The following is a 15,947-nucleotide window of genomic DNA, read 5'->3' on the forward strand; positions in this document are numbered from 1 at the left end:
TCGGACAATGAGGGGCACGACAATGTTCTTGGACGCGATGTCCGGTACGCCCGTGCAGGATTGCCCAGGCGCAGCACCGCTCTGCTGGCTCGGGTGGGGTGTCCCCAGAACTCTCGTGAATTTGCTTACAACACAGTTACACGGCGAAAGTCCCGAAATCGAGTTGCCTCGAGTTTCTGTGTAACTCATTGATTTTCTTGGCCTGCCCAGAGGGATTCGAACCCCCGACCGTCGGCTTAGAAGGCCGATGCTCTATCCAGCTGAGCTATGGGCAGATCTGCATGGGCTGCCCAGACGTGCCAGCGCGGCCTCCGGTCTGGGTTTGCCTGGGAGGCCGCGATTCTAACAGATGGGGTTGGCGCCGCGCGTCAGTGCTTGGGCGGAATTTCCGGAGGGACTTCGCCCGGCGGCAGCTCGATCGGAGGGGTCTTCGGTTCGGGGTCGTGGACAGGGTCGTGCGCGGGCTCATCGGGCGGCGGCATTTCCGGCGGCGGATGCGGCGGCTGCTCAGACGGCTGCGGTGGCGTGATGTGGGCGCGGCGGGTCGGGTCAGGCAGGGAGGGATGCATGGACGGCTCCATAACAAGGCGAATGGCAGGGTTGCCCCAATCCGGTCCGCAAATGTCGTTCCCACGCATCATCCAAACGGTCATAGGTGGAATGCGTACCCCCCTTTTGGGGGGATTCTTGATACATTTCGTGCCATCGCGTCGTGCTCCAGCATTGCGCCTCTACTCGAAATCCGTGCGACGACGCGGAACGACATGCCGACGCACGCCGACGAGCGTGGCGGATGCTTTGCGGTTTCGATGACCAGACGGGAAACCAAGGGGGAGTCTTGTTTGGCTGCCATGGAGTGATCCATGGGGCTGTTGTGTTTTGCCGGCAACAGGGCCGGCGAAGCCACGGTCTTGGGGCAGGGAGGAAACAACATGAGCACGCGTCATGCACGGCGCCCGGCGGGGGCGCCTCGTAGCACGTATATCCGCAGGGCCCAGGGCGGCCGCATTGGCGGCCGTTCCGGCGGCGCCGATCATCGCCTGCCGCCCACCGGCGTCCCGCGCCTGCTGCTGTGGATGCTGGCCGCCACGATCGCCCTGGCGGTCGTGAACGCCGTCTGGCGGCACTTCAACTGAGGGCGCGGCGCGTTACAGCACCTTTCCGGGGTTCATCAGGCCGCGCGGGTCCAGCGCCTGCTTGATGGCGCGCATGGCGGCCAGTTCGACGGCGCTCTTGTAGCGCGCGTTGTCCTCGCGCTTGAGCTGGCCGATGCCGTGTTCGGCAGAGATGGAGCCGCCGTGCGCGTGCACGCTGTCGTGCACGATGCGGTTGATGCCGCCCTGGTTAGCCAGGAAGGCGTCGTGCGCATGGCCTTCCGGCGGCGACACGTTGTAATGGAGGTTGCCGTCGCCGAGGTGTCCGAACGTCACCATGCGGATGTTCGGATAGGCCTGCGCCAACGCACGGTCCGTCACGTCGATGAAGTCTGCAATGCGCGAGATCGGCACGGCAATGTCGTGCTTGATGTTCTTGCCTTCCTCGGCCTGGGCCAGCGGGATGTGCTCGCGCAGGTTCCAGAAGTCGCGCGACTGGGCGACCGATTCGGCCACCGCTGCGTCGTCGATCACACCGCGCGCGAGCGCTTCTTCCATGAGCGATTCGAATAGCGCGCGGGCGTGCTCTTCGCTTTCGAGGTCGGACAGCTCCAGCAGCACGTATTGCGGATACCGCTGCGGGAACGGCACGCGCAGCTGCGGGTAGTGCTTGTGCACCAGATCCAGGCAGAACGCCGACATCAGCTCGAAGCCCGTCAGCAGCGTGCCCGCATGGCCTTGTGCCAGCGACAGGAACTCCAGCGCCTGACGCGGCGATTGCAGCGCCGCCAGCGCCGTCACCTTGGCGCGCGGTTGCGGAAACAGCTTCAGCATCGCTCCGGTGATGATGCCGAGCGTGCCTTCCCCGCCGATCAGCAAGTCGCGCAGGTCGTAGCCGGTGTTGTCCTTGCGCAGGCCTCGCAGGCCATTCCACAGTTCGCCGTTGGGCAGCACGGCTTCGATGCCGAGGCAGAGCTCGCGGGCGTTGCCGTAGCGCAGGACGGCGGTGCCGCCGGCGTTCGTCGCCAGGTTGCCGCCGATGGTGCAGCTGCCTTCCGCAGCCAGGCTGAGCGGGAACAGGCGCCCGGCATGGGCCGCGGCCTGCTGCACGTTGGCCAGGATGCAGCCGGCATCCACGGTGATGGTGTTGTTGACCGGGTCGACCGCACGCACACGCTGCAGACGCTGTAACGAGATCACCACGGCGTTGCCGGCCATGTCGGGCGTGGCGCCGCCGCACAGGCCTGTGTTGCCGCCTTGCGGAACGATCGGCACGCCGTGTTCGCCGCACAGTCGCACGAGCGCCGCGACTTCGTCCGGGCTGGCAGGACGCAGCACCGCACGCGCGCGGCCGGTGAAACGCTTGCGCCAGTCCGTCAGGTAGGGCGCCTGGTCTTGCGGCGCGGTCAGGACGTGCGCGGTGCCAATCGCATCAACGCAGGCTTGCAGGAACGCATCGTGGGTCATGGCCGATCAGGTTTGTTGGCGCGCGCGGGCCTTGGCGGCGCGCTTGAAGGGGCGCAGGTAGAAGATCGTCGCGCAGAAGAAGACCACGCTGAGCGTCACCTCGCCCCAGGCCAGGGCGCGCGACAGCCCCACGTCGGAAGTGGCGCGCACGATGCCTTCCGTAAAGAACAGCAGGATGAACATCGACGCCCACTGCATCGTGTAGCGGTTCCTGCGCAGCACGCCGGCCAGCGGCCACGCCAGCAGCAGCGCCTTGAGCGCGAGCCACGAGCCGCCGGGCCGCAAGGGGGCGAGCCACAACTCCCACGCAGCGCACAGCAGGATCAGCGCGATGAGGCTGCCCGCGCTGAGCCGTGCCAGGGCTGGAGACTCGACGGCGACAGGGTGGGCGGTGCTCATGCGGCGAGCTTCAGGGCGGTCTGTGCAAGCCGGCGGCCCATGGCCGTGGCCAGCGTGCGTTCGTGCGCGGTGAGCGGCGCGGTGTCGCCGCGATGCGCGACGTGAGACGGGCCGTACGGCGTTCCCCCGGCCTCGGTGGAAAGCAGTTCGCTGTGCTGATACGGCAAGCCGAGCAACACCATGCCATGGTGCAGCAACGGCAGCATCATCGAGAGCAGGGTGGTTTCCTGGCCGCCGTGCATGCTGCCCGTGGAGGTGAACACGCACGCCGGCTTGCCGGCCAGTGCACCCGCCAGCCACTGCGGTGTGGTGCCGTCCAGGAAATACTTCAGCGGTGCGGCCATGTTCCCGAAGCGTGTCGGCGAGCCCAGTGCCAGTCCAACGCATTCCTCCAGGTCGCGGACGTCCACATACGGTGGGCCGTCGTCAGGCACGTCGGGGTGCGTGGCCTCGCAGACGGCGGAGACCGCCGGCACGGTACGCACCCGTGCCTGCGCGCCGTCGACGCTTTCAATGCCTTGCGCGATGGCTTCGGCCAATGCGCGCGTGCTGCCGTGACGGCTGTAATACAGGACCAGGATATCTTTCATGACGAAGCGTTGAGAGCGTCGCGGTATTATAGTTGCGCCCCTTATTCCCGCCTCCCGCCTCATTTTTCATGCTTTTTGACACCCGAGCGCTTCGTCAATGGAATGCCGCCAAGCTGCGTGCGCTGGCGCGTTATGCGCTGCGCCGCGCGGGCGAGGACCGCCTGCCGCAGGTGGCGGGCAGCCTGACATTTACGACGGTGCTGTCGCTCGTACCGATTCTGACGGTGGCGTTTGCGCTGTTCACGGCGTTCCCGATGTTCAAGAGCTTTCGCGCGGACATCGAGGGCTACATGTTCAGCAACCTGGTGCCGGGCAACATCAGCCGTCCGATCCTGATGTACCTGAACCAGTTCTCGTCCAATGCCAAGGGGCTGACGGCGGCGGGCCTCATCGGTCTGGTGGTGACGTCGGTCCTGACGATGCTGACGGTGGAGAACGCGCTCAACGCCATCTGGCGCGTGCGTCAACGGCGGCCGCTGGCGCAGCGCGTGCTGGTGTTCTGGGCACTGATGACCTTCGCGCCCGTGCTGATCGGCGCGAGCCTGTCGGTCAGTTCGTACCTGGTATCGATTTCGGCGGGCTACGTGAACAAGCTGCCGTTCGGGCTGGGCGTGATCGTCGGCGTCATCCCGATTCTGCTGTCGGCGATTGCGTTTGCGATGCTCTACGTATTTGTGCCGAACACCTACGTGGAGCGGCGCGATGCCTTGACGGCAGGCCTCGTTGCAGCCGTCGCGTTCGAGTTTGCAAAGCGGGGCTTCGGGGCCTACGTTGCGCACATCCCCACGTATACAGCTGTGTATGGCGCCTTTGCGGCGTTACCGATCTTCCTGACCTGGATCTACGTCAGCTGGCTCGTCACGCTGCTCGGTGCCACGATCGCCTCGACGCTGCCGATCATCCGCCGGGGCTATTGGCAGCGGCGCACGTTTCCGGGCAGTCAGTTCTTCGACGCGCTGGGCGTCCTGCTGCTGTTGTATCGAGCCCGCGAGCAGGCCCCCCGCACGCTGGCGGAGCGGGATATCGGCCGCCGCCTGCAACTCGAGTCCGACTACCTGACCGATCTGCTGACCCAGCTCAAGGCGCTGCACCTGATCGGCAAGCTGCAGCAGGATCGCGGCGATGCCCACTGGGCCCTGCTGTGCGACGCGCACACGACCACGCTGCGGCCGCTGTATGAAAAGCTGGTGCTGAATCTGCCGCGCTTGCCTCGAACGGCCCTGGCACGCCACCTCGGAGACACCGGGTGGCTGGTCGCTCAACTGCGGAATCCGGCGCTCGATGCCACCCTGCAGAGCGTCTTCACCGCTGGCGAACATGGCGTCGCGGCTGCGGCGCAAGCGGTCGAGGCAGACCAGCCTGCGGCTGCGGCGCTCAGCGCCTGAACCGACGGTTCAGAACGGGATTTTTCCCGTCCACATGTCGCGGTACATCACCCAGTCGCCCACGAGGCTGTAGAGCGGGTGCCGGAAGGTGGCGGGGCGGTTCTTCTCGAAGCCGAAGTGGCCCACCCACGCGAACCCGTAGCCGCTGATGACGGCGCCGAGCAGCCACCACAGGCTGCCGGTCAACACCAGCAACACCAAGCACACCAGCGCCACGGTCGACCCCGCGAAATGCAGGCGCCGGCAGGTGCGGTCCTGGTGTTCGCTGAGGTAGTAGGGGTAGAACTCGGCGAAGCTGCTGAAGCCGTGGGTGTCGGTGGTGGCCATGGTGCGTCTCCTGTGGGTGACGGGGCTACGCGGCGACGGCGTCTCGTTCGCGCGCAAAGGCGATCAGCGCGTCGAGTGTGCCGTCAGGGCATTCTCCCATGATCGCGTGCCCGCCGGGCAGCCCTACCACGCGGCTCCCAGGCAGGCCCGCGGCGACCTGGCGGCCGGCCTTCGCGGGCGTCATCTGGTCTTTTTCGCCGACGATCACGAGGGAAGGGCACTTCACTGCGGCCATGGCTTCCGCGCCACGCGCATAAGCGTTGCAGGCGGCGAAATCCGTGTAGAAGACCGGTGCCTCGGAGCCGCGGGCGACGCGCTCCATCAGCCGCTGGCTGCCGCCATGCATCCAGAAACCCGGCCCCGGCGCAGACGGCTTGTTGGCCAGGCTGGAATGCGACCAGGCATTCACCATGTCGATGGCGCTCGCGGTGTTGTTGCGCGCCGCGTCCAGCAGCGCATCCGACACCTTCATCGGCCATGCCGTGGCCACCAGCGCAATACGGCGCACGCGATCGGCGTATCGCGCAGCGCACTCCAGCGCAATCAGCGAGCCCATGCTGTGCCCGACCACGATCACGGGCTGCGTGACGCCGGCTGCCTGCACGACGGCCATTACCCAGTCGGCCATGGCCTCCACCGTCTGCAGCGGGGCGCCGGTGCTACGCCCGTGGCCTGGCAGGTCCACCGCCAGCACGCTGAAGCCGTGGTGCGCAAACCAGCGCGTCTGCAGTCCCCAGACGGAATGATCGTTCTGCGCACCATGCACGAACACCACGCAGGGCAGTTCGGCGTTGAACGGCTTGCCGCCGGTGTAGGCGTAGGCACGCTGGCCTTGTACGGTGAATTCCATCAGCGGGCTCCGGTCGTGGTGGACGCGGCCTTGCCGGGCGCGGCGGACATCGCGCGCTCGGCGGCCTTGAGACCGCGCTTGAGGTCGTCGATCAGGTCGTCGGCATCTTCCAGGCCGATCGACAGCCGGATCGTGCCCTCGCTGATGCCGGCCGCGGCCAACGCATTTGCGTCCATGCGGAAATGCGTGGTCGACGCCGGATGAATCACCAGCGACCGCGCATCGCCCACGTTGGCCAGGTGCGAGAACAGGCCCAGCGATTCGATGAACTGCTGGCCCGCACGCCGGTCTCCCTTGAGATCGAAGCTGAAGACGGCGCCGCTGCCGCGCGGCAGCAGGCGCTTGGCGAGCGCATGGTCGGGGTGCGATTCGAGCTCCGGGTAGGCGACCGACGCCACCATCGGATGGCTCGCCAGGAAGGCGGCCACGCGGCGTGTGTTCTCCACGTGCCGGGCCATTCGCAACGGCAGCGTTTCAATGCCCTGGAGCAGCTGCCAGGCCGCCATCGGGTTCATGCAGGCACCGAAATCCCGCAGGCCCTCGCGGCGGGCGCGCAGCAGGAAAGGCGCGACGGTGCTTTCCTCGGCGAAGACCATGTCGTGAAAGCCCGCGTACCGCTCGGTCAGTTCGGGATGCTTGCCGGCCGCAACGTAGTCGAAGGTCCCGCCATCCACCAGCACGCCGCCGATGGTCGTGCCATGGCCGCCGAGGAACTTGGTCGCCGAGTGGTAGACGAGGTCGGCTCCGTGTGCGAAGGGCTGCAGCAGCCACGGCGTGGTGAACGTCGAATCGACGAGCAGCGGCACACCCGCGTCATGCGCAATGGAGGCAATGGTCGGGATGTCGAGCACATCGAGCCTCGGGTTGCCGAGCGTCTCGCCAAACAGCAGCCGCGTGTTCGGCCGGATGGCGGCGCGCCAGCCGTCGATGTCGCCAGGCTTGACGAAGGTCGTCTCGATGCCGAAGCGGCGCAGCGTGTAATGCAGCAGGTTGTGCGAGCCGCCGTACAGCGCGGACGAGGCCACGATATGCGAACCCGCACCCATCAGCGTGACGATGGCCAGGTGCAGGGCCGCCTGGCCCGAGGCGGTGGCGATGGCGCCCACGCCGTTCTCGAGCGCCGCCATGCGCTCCTCGAACACGGCCACGGTCGGGTTGGAGATGCGCGAGTAGACGTGGCCCGCGCGTTCCATATTGAACAATGACGCCGCGTGTTCGCTGTCGCGGAACACGAACGACGTGCTGAGGTGGATGGGCGTGGCGCGCGCGCCGGTGGCCGGGTCGGGCGCGGCACCAGCGTGCAGGGCCAGCGTGTCGAAGCGGGCTTTGGACATGGATTGAGGCACCCCGAAAGGGAGCGGAAGCAGGTTTGGACGGGGCATGCTAGCACTGCTCCCTGTTGCGGTGCATCTCGGGCAAACGCCGAGCGGGCGCGGTTTTTGACAGGTTTTTTCTGCGCCGCATGCTTGTCGAAGCGCTTCGGTTTGGGCTAGGATCGAAACACAACCATAACCACAACCCGCGCGCGGTCGCCCCCCCGGCAGACCGGCACCCCGATACCCTGGGAGACGCACTATGAAAGTCAGCGACATCCTTCACGTGAAGGGCAACACGCTCTACACCGTGGCACCGGAAACCAAACTCCAGGTGGCCGTGCAGACGATGGCCGAGAAAGACATCGGCTCGCTCGTGGTCATGGAATACGGCGAGCTGGTCGGCATGCTGACCTTCCGCGAAATCATCAAGGTGCTCGCCAGGAACAACGGTACCGTCGGCGACGGCACCACCATCCGCAAGGTGATGGACGACCATCCCGTCACCTGCACCCCCGAAACCGAAGTCAACGAAGTGCGTCGCATCATGCTGGAGCACCATGTGCGCTACCTGCCGGTGCTCGACAGCCGCACGCTCATGGGCGTGATCTCGTTCTACGATGTGGCCAAGGCCGTGCTCGAAGACCAGAGCTTCGAGAACAGGATGCTCAAGGCGTACATTCGCGACTGGCCCGAAGAGAAGGCCAACGAAGACTGACCTGCCGTTTTTTTACTGCACACCGCTGAAACCCGCCCGCCGTTGCGAGCGGGTTTTTTGTTGAACTCCGAATCGTCTGTCGATGAGCCAATCGAGCCAGTTTTCACTGCTGCAGCAGCGTCGTTTTGCACCGTTCTTCTGGACCCAGTTCCTGGGTGCCATGAACGACAACGTCTTCAAGGTCGCGTTCTCCTCGCTGGTGACCTACCACGCCGCCTTGTTCGGCAACGCCGACCCGGCTTCCGCGGCGTTCCTCATTTCAGCCATCTTCATTGCGCCTTTCGTGCTGCTGTCGGCTACCAGCGGGCAGATTGCCGACCGCATGGAGAAGGCGCGGCTGATCCGCCTGGTGAAGACGCTGGAAATCGCCATCATGGCGATCGGGTGTGCGGGCTTTGCGCTGCGCCACGTCGAACTGCTGTACCTGTGCACGTTCCTGATGGGCGTGCATTCGACGCTGTTCGGGCCGGTCAAGTACGCGTATCTACCGCAGCATCTGCAATCGGCCGAACTGGTTGGCGGCAACGGGCTGGTCGAGATGGGCACCTTCGTCGCCATCCTCATCGGCACCATCGGCGGCGGTGAACTCGCCAACTACACGCGCCACGGCGAGCTGGTCGGCCCGCTGCTCACGGGCATCGCCTGCATGGTGATTGCCGTGGCGGGTTGGCTCACCGCGCGCGGCGTGCCGATGTCGCCGGCCTCGCAGCCGGATCTGCGCATCAACTGGAACCCGATCTCCGAAACCTGGCGCAACCTCAAGCTGGCGAGCAACCAGCGTGCGGTGTTTCTGAGCCTGCTCGGCATCTCGTGGCTGTGGTTTGTCGGGGCGACTTTCCTGACATCGTTCTTTGCGTTTGCGCGCAATGTGCTCGGTGGCGACCAGAACGTCGTGACGCTGCTGCTGGCGGTGTTCTCGGTCGGCATCGGCCTGGGCTCGGTGCTGTGCGAAAAGCTCTCCGGGCGGACGGTCGAGATTGGCCTGGTGCCGTTCGGCTCCATCGGCATGACGGTGTTTGCGGTGGACCTGTATTTCGCCTCGCATGCCGAGGCCCTCGTTGCGCACGATGTGCTGACGGGCATTTCCGGCTTCCTGCAGGACCACCGCCACTGGCGCGTGCTGGCCGACCTGTTCCTCCTGGCGATGTTCGGCGGCTTCTACAGCGTGCCGCTGTATGCGCTGATCCAGAGCCGCTGCGAGCCGACGCACCGCGCCCGCATCATCGCCGCCAACAACATCCTCAATGCGCTGTTCATGATTGCTTCGGCAGTGCTGGCGATGGTGCTCACACGCGCCGGATTCACGATTCCGCAGCTGTTCCTCGTCACGGGCATCCTGAATGCCGTGGTGGCGATCTACATCTACACGCTGGTGCCGGAGTTCCTGATTCGCTTCGTGATGTGGCTGCTGATCCATACCGTCTACCGCGTGAAGGTGGAGGGCGCCGAGCGGATTCCCGATGAAGGGCCGTGTCTGCTGGTGTGCAACCACGTGAGTTTCGTCGATGCAGTGGTGGTGGGCGCCTTCGTCCGCCGGCCCGTGCGTTTCGTGATGGACCATCGCATCTTCAAGGTGCCGGTGCTGTCGTGGTTCTTCCGCACGGTCAAGGCGATTCCGATTGCGCCCCAGCACGAAGATCCGCAGATGCTCCAGCGGGCGTACGACAGCATTGCGGCAGCGCTGGCCGAAGGCGAGGTCGTCTGCATTTTCCCCGAGGGCAAGATCACCGCCACGGGCGAAATCAACCCATTCAAGGAAGGCGTGCGCCGCATTGTGGAACGCACGCCGGTGCCGGTGGTGCCCATGGCGCTTCGCGGCCTGTGGGGCAGCTTTTTCTCGCGCAAGGGCGGGGCGGCGATGACGCGCCCATTCCGTCGCGGCATCCTCAATAAGCTGGAACTGTGCATTGGCGCACCGGTGCCGGCGCAGGCGGTATCGCCGGAAGGCCTGCAGCAAGCCGTGCTGGCATTGCGCGGCGAGCGGCGATAGCCGGGGCGCAATTCGCTACACTGCCGGCTCCCTCAATCTCTTTCGTTATCTGCTCATGAAACGCCTTTCCCTGCTCATGTGTGCTTCGTCGCTGGCCCTGGCTTCCGTTGCAGCGCAGGCTGCCGCGCCCGCGTCGAGTGAAACGCTGCCCTCCGGCGTGGTCGTCCAGACGCTGACCAAGGGCACCGGCCCGTCGCCCAAGGCCAGCGATACGGTCAAGGTGCACTACCGAGGCACGCTGACCGACGGCAAGGAGTTCGACAGCTCCTACAAGCGCGGGCAGCCGATCTCGTTTCCCCTGAACCGCGTGATCCCGTGCTGGACCGAAGGCGTGCAAAAGATGCAGGTGGGCGGCAAGGCCAAGCTGACGTGCCCGGCGGCCACGGCCTACGGCGAGCGCGGCGTGCCCGGCACGATTCCGCCCAACGCCACGCTGAACTTCGAGGTCGAGCTGCTGGGCATCGGCGGCTGATCGATCGGCTTACAATATCCGTTTTCCGATGTTTCGCGCCGCGGCAACCGCGGCGCTCTTCCGAGCACGATCATGTCTGGCAATACCCTGGGCCTGCTGTTTTCCGTCACTACCTTCGGCGAGTCGCATGGCCCTGCCATCGGCGCCGTCATCGACGGCTGCCCGCCCGGCATGGCGCTCAGCGCAGAAGACATCCAGCCCGACCTGGACCGCCGCAAGCCCGGCACGTCGCGCCACGTCACCCAGCGCAAGGAAGATGACGTGGTCGAAATTCTGTCCGGCGTGTACGAAGGCAAGACGACCGGCACGCCGATCTGCCTGCTGATCCGCAACACCGACCAGCGCAGCAAGGACTACAGCAACATCGCCGAGACCTTCCGCCCAGGCCACGCCGACTACACCTACTGGCACAAGTACGGCATCCGCGATCCGCGCGGCGGCGGCCGGTCTTCGGCACGGCTGACGGCCCCGGTGGTGGCCGCCGGTGCGGTGGCCAAGAAGTGGCTGCGCGAGAAGTTTGGCGTGGAAATCCACGGCTTCATGTCGCAGCTGGGCGATATCCAGATCCCGTTCGTCGACTGGAACGAGGTGCCGAACAACCCGTTCTTCGCGCCGAACGCCGACATCATCCCGGAGCTCGAAACGTACATGGATGCGCTGCGCAAGGACGGCGATTCCGTCGGCGCGCGCATTGAGGTTGTGGCGACCGGCGTGCCGGTCGGCTGGGGCGAGCCGCTGTTCGATCGCCTGGACGCCGACATCGCGCACGCCATGATGGGCCTGAACGCCGTGAAGGGCGTCGAGATCGGGGCAGGTTTCCATGCCGTGGCGCAGCGCGGTTCGGAGCACGGTGACGAGCTGACGCCGGACGGTTTCGTCGGCAACAACGCCGGCGGCATCCTCGGCGGGATTTCGACGGGGCAGGACATTTCGGTATCGCTAGCGATCAAGCCGACGTCGAGCATCCGCACGCCGCGTCGCTCGATCGACAAGGCAGGCGATCCCGCCGTGGTCGAGACCTTCGGCCGCCATGATCCGTGCGTCGGCATCCGCGCCACGCCGATCGCCGAAGCGCTGCTGGCGCTGGTGCTCATCGACCACGCGCTGCGCCATCGCGCGCAATGCGGCGATGTGTCGGTCCAGACGCCGGCCATTGCCGCGAAGGCGCCTTGAACCGTTCCGCGCGGGCAACAAAAAAGACGGCTTGAAGCCGTCTTTTTTGTTGGTGCGTCCTTCTTTACATCCCGACGTAGTTCGGGCCGCCACCGCCTTCCGGCGTCACCCACACGATATTCTGCGTCGGGTCCTTGATGTCGCAGGTCTTGCAGTGCACGCAGTTCTGCGCGTTGATCTGCAGGCGCTCCACGCCTTCGTCGTTCTTGACGAACTCGTACACGCCAGCCGGGCAGTAGCGTTGCTCGGGGCCTGCAAACTCCGGCAGGTTGATGCGCGTCGGAACGGTCGGGTCCTTCAGCGTCAGGTGCGCGGGCTGGTTCTCTTCGTGGTTGGTGTTGGAGATGAACACCGACGACAGGCGGTCGAACGTGATCTTGCCGTCCGGTTTCGGATACACGATCTTCTCGCACTCCGAGGCAGGCTTGAGCGACTGGTTGTCCGACTTCGTGCCGTGCAGCGTCCACGGCGGGCTGGCGACGCCGATCTTGGGCAGCAGCCATTGCTCGATGCCGGTCATGATCTTGCCCAGCGTCGGGCTCTTCTTGAACCACAGCTTGAAGTTGCGCGACTGGTCGAGTTCTTCCTTCAGCCAGCTCTTCTCGAACGCGGCCGGGTAGGCCGACAGCTCATCGCCCGAACGGCCGGCGGTCACGGCTTCGAATACGGCGTCGCCGCAGAGCATGCCGCTCTTGATGGCCGCGTGGCTGCCCTTGATGCGTGCGGCATTCAGGTAACCAGCGTCGCAACCAACCAGCGCGCCGCCCGGGAATACCGTCTTGGGCAGCGCCTGCGGCGTGCCGTTGTTGATGGCGCGAGCGCCGTACCCGATGCGCTTGCCACCTTCGATGTGCGCGCGGATGGCCGGATGGGTCTTCCAGCGCTGCATTTCTTCGAACGGGCTCATCCACGGGTTCTTGTAGTCAAGGCCGATGACGAAGCCCAGCGTGACCTTGTTGTCTTCCAGGTGGTACAGGAAGCCGCCGCCGAAGGTATCGTCTTCGATCGGCCAGCCGGCGGTGTGGACGACGAGGCCGGGCTTGGCCTTGGCCGGGTCGATTTCCCAGAGCTCCTTGATGCCGATGGCGAAGGTCTGCGGGTCTTTGCCGGCGTTGAGCTTGAATTTCTCCAGCAGCTGGCGGCCCAGGTGACCGCGCGCGCCCTCGGCGAAGATCGTGTACTTGCCGAGCAGTTCCATGCCCAGCTGGAAGTTCTCGGTCGGCTCGCCGTCTTTGCCGATGCCCATGTTGCCGGTGGCGACGCCGCGCACGGCGCCGTTGTCGTCGTACAGGACTTCAGCGGCGGCAAAGCCGGGGAAGATCTCCACGCCGAGCGCCTCGGCCTGCGTTGCCATCCACTTCACCACGTTCGACAGCGAGATCACGTAGCAGCCATCGTTGTGGAAGTTGCGCGGCACGAGCCAATCGGGCGTACGCTTGGCGTCGGTTTCGCTCAGGAAGAGCACGTCGTCGCCCGTGACCGGCTGGTTCAGCGGGGCGCCATCGGCTTTCCAGTTGGGCAGCAGTTCGGTGATGGCACGTGGGTCCATCACGGCGCCCGACAGGATGTGGGCACCCGGCTCCGAACCCTTTTCCAGCACGACGACGGACACATCCTTGCCCGTCCCGGCGGCCAGTTGCTTGATGCGGATCGCGGTCGCGAGGCCGGCAGGGCCGCCGCCGACGATCACGACGTCATACTCCATGGACTCTCGCGGGCCGTATTGTTCGAGGAGCTGCTGCTGGTTCATAGGTGTCTCTTCGCTGCTTGGGGACAGTTAGGGGCGTTTGCTTATTGGTATGACGGATTGCTGCATTAGAATTTTCCGCATTGTCCGGGAGGCGCCCGGATGCGGCAAGAGAAATTTCTGAACGATCGTTCGATTTTTGCTAAGCTGCGCGCAAATCACATTGCCGGCCCGCCGATTCATCAGGTCCGGCGCATGCAAACCAACAGACGGGGATCACGCATCATGGGTTTGTCGATCAATCTGGAAGGCAAGGTTGCGCTGATCACCGGCGCGTCGAGTGGCCTGGGAGCGCGCTTTGCGCACACGCTGGCCGCAGCCGGCGCCAAGGTCGTGCTGGCGTCGCGCCGCGTGGAGCGGCTGAAGGAGCTGCGCGCCGACATCGAATCCAAGGGCGGCAGCGCCCACGTCGTCCGCCTGGACGTGACGGATCCGGACAGTATCCGCGCGGCCATTGCACACGCCGAGACCGAAGCCGGCACGATCGACATCCTCGTCAACAATTCGGGCGTTTCGACCACGCAGCGGATGGTGGACGTGACGCCCGACGATTTCGATTTCATCTTCGACACCAACACGCGCGGCGCCTTCTTCGTGGCGCAGGAAACGGCCAAGCGCATGATCGCGCGGGCCAAGGGAGCGGAGAAGAACGGCTCGCCGCTGCCGCAATCGCGCATCGTCAACATCGCCTCCGTGGCGGGGCTGAAGGTGCTGTCGCAGATCGGTGTGTACTGCATGAGCAAGGCCGCCGTGGTCCACATGACCCGCGCCATGGCGCTGGAGTGGGGCCGCTACGGCATCAACACCAACGCCATCTGCCCGGGCTATATCGATACCGAGATCAACCATCACCACTGGGAAACCGAGGCCGGGCAGAAGCTCGTGCAGATGCTGCCGCGCAAGCGCGTGGGCAAGCCGGAAGACCTGGATGGGCTGATTCTGCTGCTGGCGTCCGACCAGTCTGACTTCATCAACGGCGCCGTCATCAACGCGGACGACGGCATGGTCTGAGCGGCCCGCTCAGTGCCCCATCAGCCGCTGCACGAGCTCCAGCGACGTGTTGGCGGCGTACTTCTTCATCAGGCGCGCGCGGTAGATTTCCACCGTGCGCGGGCTGATCTCCAGCTGCTTGCCGATCTGCTTGCTGGTTTTCCCTTCCACCAGCTGCGCGGCGATGTCGCGTTCGCGTGGCGTCAGGGCCGCGGTGACGGGGCGGTGCGAGGAAAGATCCTCGAAGGTCCAGATGCCTTCGCCCAGCGGCTTGGCGCGATCGAGCGCGCGGCCCGTGACGTGGCACCAGAACAGCTCGCCGTTGGCGCGCTTCATGATGCGCTCGTCTGAATAGCTGCCGCGCGCGTTCATGACCGGGATGATGCGCGCGCCGGTGCGCTCGTATTCATCGTGTGTCGGATAGAGCAGCTCAAACGATTGCCCGATCATCGCCGTGCGCGCGTGGCCGAAGATGCGCGCGGCCTCGTCGTTGACATCGAGCATGACGCGCTCGCGGGACATCACCATGCCCACCGGGGCAAGCTGGAATGCAGTCTGATAGTCGAGAGCGGGCATATGTATTCGTACGTATTGCTGCGTCGCGCGACGCTTGCGTATTCTCGCCAGATTGTATCGTTACTATTTTCCGGCGCTGCATCGCACAAACCCCAACTGGGCGATCGGTCAAAACCCTGCCGGATGTGTTGGACCACCAAGGAGAAGCACGCATGAACAAAATCTTCGCCAGCGCCAATGAGGCGCTCGCGGGCGTCGTCAAGGACGGCCAGACCATCGCCGTGGGCGGCTTCGGCCTGTGCGGCATTCCGGAAGCGCTGATCGCCGCGCTGCGCGACTCGGGCGTCAAGAATCTGACCTGCATCTCGAACAACGCGGGCGTCGATGGTTTTGGCCTCGGCCTGCTGCTGGAAACCCGCCAGATCAAGAAAATGATTTCGTCCTACGTGGGCGAGAACAAGGAGTTCGAGCGCCAGTACCTGGCCGGTGAACTCGAGCTCGAATTCACGCCGCAGGGGACGCTGGCCGAAAAGTTGCGCGCTGGCGGTGCGGGCATCCCGGCGTTCTTTACCAAGACCGGTGTCGGCACGATCGTGGCCGAGGGCAAGGAGCTGCGCGAGTTCGACGGCGAGACCTACGTCATGGAGCGCTCGCTCGTGCCGGATGTGTCGCTGGTCAAGGCGGCCGTGGCCGACAAGTCCGGCAATCTGCGCTTCAACCTGACCGCACGCAACTTCAACCCCGCTGCGGCCACGGCCGGCAAGATCTGCATCGTCGAAGTTGAAAAGATCGTGGAATTGGGCGAGCTTGCGCCGGACGACATCCACCTGCCTGGCATCTACGTGCACCGCATCGTGCTGAATGCCACGCCCGAGAAGCGCATCGAGAAGCGCACCATCCGCGCAGCCAACTAAGG

General features: G+C 65.3%; 17 protein-coding genes and 1 tRNA gene. 8 read left to right on the top strand and 10 right to left on the bottom strand.

Features of this window, described 5'->3' with window-relative positions; translation table 11 throughout:
* Positions 1-198 precede the first annotated feature (198 nt).
* Positions 199-275, bottom strand: a tRNA-Arg gene (locus tag KHN96_RS19400).
* Between the two features lie 93 nt (positions 276-368).
* Positions 369-569, bottom strand: a complete 201-nt coding sequence (locus KHN96_RS19405) for a hypothetical protein (protein WP_062738468.1) — start codon at positions 567-569, stop codon at positions 369-371.
* 363 nt (positions 570-932) lie between these two features.
* On the opposite strand from KHN96_RS19405, the gene KHN96_RS19410 reads away from it, so the two are divergent.
* The gene (locus KHN96_RS19410; protein ID WP_045787875.1) at positions 933-1,136 is read left to right on the top strand and encodes a hypothetical protein; all 204 of its coding nucleotides are present in this window, start codon (positions 933-935) and stop codon (positions 1,134-1,136) included.
* Positions 1,137-1,148: 12 nt separating this feature from the next.
* Here the strand turns inward: KHN96_RS19410 and KHN96_RS19415 are convergent, their stop codons facing one another.
* From KHN96_RS19415 to wrbA, 3 genes are read right to left on the bottom strand one after another with little or no spacing between them, the layout of a single operon-like run.
* Positions 1,149-2,561 (bottom strand): FAD-binding oxidoreductase, encoded by a 1,413-nt coding sequence (locus KHN96_RS19415; protein WP_062738469.1) that lies wholly within the window; start codon positions 2,559-2,561, stop codon positions 1,149-1,151.
* A gap of 6 nt (positions 2,562-2,567) precedes the next feature.
* On the bottom strand, positions 2,568-2,960 hold the full coding sequence (locus tag KHN96_RS19420; RefSeq protein WP_062738470.1) for a DUF2069 domain-containing protein: 393 nt from the start codon (positions 2,958-2,960) through the stop codon (positions 2,568-2,570).
* A complete protein-coding gene (gene wrbA / locus KHN96_RS19425) occupies positions 2,957-3,550 on the bottom strand; it encodes an NAD(P)H:quinone oxidoreductase (protein ID WP_045787008.1) in 594 nt (197 codons plus the stop codon). The genes KHN96_RS19420 and wrbA overlap by 4 nt, the downstream gene beginning before the upstream one ends.
* 68 nt (positions 3,551-3,618) lie before the next feature.
* On the opposite strand from wrbA, the gene KHN96_RS19430 reads away from it, so the two are divergent.
* Positions 3,619-4,935, top strand: coding sequence for a YihY family inner membrane protein (locus tag KHN96_RS19430; protein WP_045787007.1), 1,317 nt, complete (start codon positions 3,619-3,621; stop codon positions 4,933-4,935).
* Between the two features lie 9 nt (positions 4,936-4,944).
* Here the strand turns inward: KHN96_RS19430 and KHN96_RS19435 are convergent, their stop codons facing one another.
* Genes KHN96_RS19435 through KHN96_RS19445 form a run of 3 tightly spaced genes read right to left on the bottom strand, consistent with a single transcriptional unit; the run spans position 4,945 to position 7,446 of the window.
* Positions 4,945-5,262, bottom strand: coding sequence for an Mpo1-like protein (locus KHN96_RS19435; RefSeq protein ID WP_045787006.1), 318 nt, complete (start codon positions 5,260-5,262; stop codon positions 4,945-4,947).
* 25 nt (positions 5,263-5,287) lie between these two features.
* Complete coding sequence (locus KHN96_RS19440) at positions 5,288-6,112, bottom strand: alpha/beta fold hydrolase (protein WP_045787005.1); 825 nt, start codon at positions 6,110-6,112, stop codon at positions 5,288-5,290.
* Complete coding sequence (locus KHN96_RS19445; RefSeq protein ID WP_062738471.1) at positions 6,112-7,446, bottom strand: O-acetylhomoserine aminocarboxypropyltransferase; 1,335 nt, start codon at positions 7,444-7,446, stop codon at positions 6,112-6,114. Before KHN96_RS19445 ends, KHN96_RS19440 begins: the two co-directional genes overlap by 1 nt.
* A gap of 241 nt (positions 7,447-7,687) precedes the next feature.
* Between KHN96_RS19445 and KHN96_RS19450 the strand changes: the two genes are divergently transcribed.
* The 4 genes from KHN96_RS19450 (at position 7,688) to aroC (ending at position 11,778) form a co-directional block, all read left to right on the top strand.
* Complete coding sequence (locus KHN96_RS19450; RefSeq protein ID WP_045787003.1) at positions 7,688-8,143, top strand: CBS domain-containing protein; 456 nt, start codon at positions 7,688-7,690, stop codon at positions 8,141-8,143.
* 82 nt (positions 8,144-8,225) lie between these two features.
* A complete protein-coding gene (locus KHN96_RS19455) occupies positions 8,226-10,133 on the top strand; it encodes an MFS transporter (RefSeq protein ID WP_062738472.1) in 1,908 nt (635 codons plus the stop codon).
* Positions 10,134-10,188: 55 nt separating this feature from the next.
* Entirely contained in the window at positions 10,189-10,605 is a 417-nt protein-coding gene (locus tag KHN96_RS19460) for an FKBP-type peptidyl-prolyl cis-trans isomerase (RefSeq protein ID WP_045787001.1), read from the top strand.
* 72 nt (positions 10,606-10,677) lie between these two features.
* The gene (aroC, locus tag KHN96_RS19465; RefSeq protein WP_062738473.1) at positions 10,678-11,778 is read left to right on the top strand and encodes a chorismate synthase; all 1,101 of its coding nucleotides are present in this window, start codon (positions 10,678-10,680) and stop codon (positions 11,776-11,778) included.
* A 64-nt stretch (positions 11,779-11,842) separates the two neighbouring features.
* Here aroC and KHN96_RS19470 read toward each other — a convergent pair whose 3' ends face one another.
* Positions 11,843-13,528: an electron transfer flavoprotein-ubiquinone oxidoreductase gene (locus KHN96_RS19470; RefSeq protein WP_045786999.1), complete on the bottom strand. Its 1,686-nt coding sequence runs from the start codon at positions 13,526-13,528 to the stop codon at positions 11,843-11,845.
* Between the two features lie 222 nt (positions 13,529-13,750).
* On the opposite strand from KHN96_RS19470, the gene KHN96_RS19475 reads away from it, so the two are divergent.
* Entirely contained in the window at positions 13,751-14,536 is a 786-nt protein-coding gene (locus tag KHN96_RS19475; protein ID WP_045787874.1) for an SDR family oxidoreductase, read from the top strand.
* Positions 14,537-14,545: 9 nt separating this feature from the next.
* On the opposite strand, the gene KHN96_RS19480 is transcribed toward KHN96_RS19475, so the two are convergent.
* On the bottom strand, positions 14,546-15,091 hold the full coding sequence (locus KHN96_RS19480; RefSeq protein WP_045786998.1) for a LuxR C-terminal-related transcriptional regulator: 546 nt from the start codon (positions 15,089-15,091) through the stop codon (positions 14,546-14,548).
* Positions 15,092-15,243: 152 nt separating this feature from the next.
* Between KHN96_RS19480 and KHN96_RS19485 the strand changes: the two genes are divergently transcribed.
* Positions 15,244-15,945 carry a CoA transferase subunit A gene (locus KHN96_RS19485; RefSeq protein WP_045786997.1) on the top strand — a complete coding sequence of 234 codons (702 nt, stop codon included), beginning with the start codon at positions 15,244-15,246 and terminating at the stop codon, positions 15,943-15,945.
* Positions 15,946-15,947: the final 2 nt, after the last annotated feature.

The sequence above is a fragment of the Ralstonia mannitolilytica genome, assembly GCF_905397375.1.
Classification (GTDB): Bacteria; Pseudomonadota; Gammaproteobacteria; order Burkholderiales; family Burkholderiaceae; genus Ralstonia; species Ralstonia mannitolilytica.

What these genes read in the sequence shown, in the direction of transcription:
- KHN96_RS19480 (WP_045786998.1), bottom strand. Translation starts at nt 15,091, where the DNA reads ATGCCCGCTCTCGACTATCAGACTGCATTCCAGCTTGCCCCGGTGGGC.
- aroC (WP_062738473.1), top strand. Translation starts at nt 10,678, where the DNA reads ATGTCTGGCAATACCCTGGGCCTGCTGTTTTCCGTCACTACCTTCGGC.
- KHN96_RS19450 (WP_045787003.1), top strand. Translation starts at nt 7,688, where the DNA reads ATGAAAGTCAGCGACATCCTTCACGTGAAGGGCAACACGCTCTACACC.
- KHN96_RS19470 (WP_045786999.1), bottom strand. Translation starts at nt 13,528, where the DNA reads ATGAACCAGCAGCAGCTCCTCGAACAATACGGCCCGCGAGAGTCCATG.
- KHN96_RS19460 (WP_045787001.1), top strand. Translation starts at nt 10,189, where the DNA reads ATGAAACGCCTTTCCCTGCTCATGTGTGCTTCGTCGCTGGCCCTGGCT.
- KHN96_RS19415 (WP_062738469.1), bottom strand. Translation starts at nt 2,561, where the DNA reads ATGACCCACGATGCGTTCCTGCAAGCCTGCGTTGATGCGATTGGCACC.
- KHN96_RS19440 (WP_045787005.1), bottom strand. Translation starts at nt 6,112, where the DNA reads ATGGAATTCACCGTACAAGGCCAGCGTGCCTACGCCTACACCGGCGGC.
- KHN96_RS19455 (WP_062738472.1), top strand. Translation starts at nt 8,226, where the DNA reads ATGAGCCAATCGAGCCAGTTTTCACTGCTGCAGCAGCGTCGTTTTGCA.
- wrbA (WP_045787008.1), bottom strand. Translation starts at nt 3,550, where the DNA reads ATGAAAGATATCCTGGTCCTGTATTACAGCCGTCACGGCAGCACGCGC.
- KHN96_RS19405 (WP_062738468.1), bottom strand. Translation starts at nt 569, where the DNA reads ATGCATCCCTCCCTGCCTGACCCGACCCGCCGCGCCCACATCACGCCA.
- KHN96_RS19475 (WP_045787874.1), top strand. Translation starts at nt 13,751, where the DNA reads ATGGGTTTGTCGATCAATCTGGAAGGCAAGGTTGCGCTGATCACCGGC.
- KHN96_RS19430 (WP_045787007.1), top strand. Translation starts at nt 3,619, where the DNA reads ATGCTTTTTGACACCCGAGCGCTTCGTCAATGGAATGCCGCCAAGCTG.
- KHN96_RS19485 (WP_045786997.1), top strand. Translation starts at nt 15,244, where the DNA reads ATGAACAAAATCTTCGCCAGCGCCAATGAGGCGCTCGCGGGCGTCGTC.
- KHN96_RS19435 (WP_045787006.1), bottom strand. Translation starts at nt 5,262, where the DNA reads ATGGCCACCACCGACACCCACGGCTTCAGCAGCTTCGCCGAGTTCTAC.
- KHN96_RS19420 (WP_062738470.1), bottom strand. Translation starts at nt 2,960, where the DNA reads ATGAGCACCGCCCACCCTGTCGCCGTCGAGTCTCCAGCCCTGGCACGG.
- KHN96_RS19410 (WP_045787875.1), top strand. Translation starts at nt 933, where the DNA reads ATGAGCACGCGTCATGCACGGCGCCCGGCGGGGGCGCCTCGTAGCACG.
- KHN96_RS19445 (WP_062738471.1), bottom strand. Translation starts at nt 7,446, where the DNA reads ATGTCCAAAGCCCGCTTCGACACGCTGGCCCTGCACGCTGGTGCCGCG.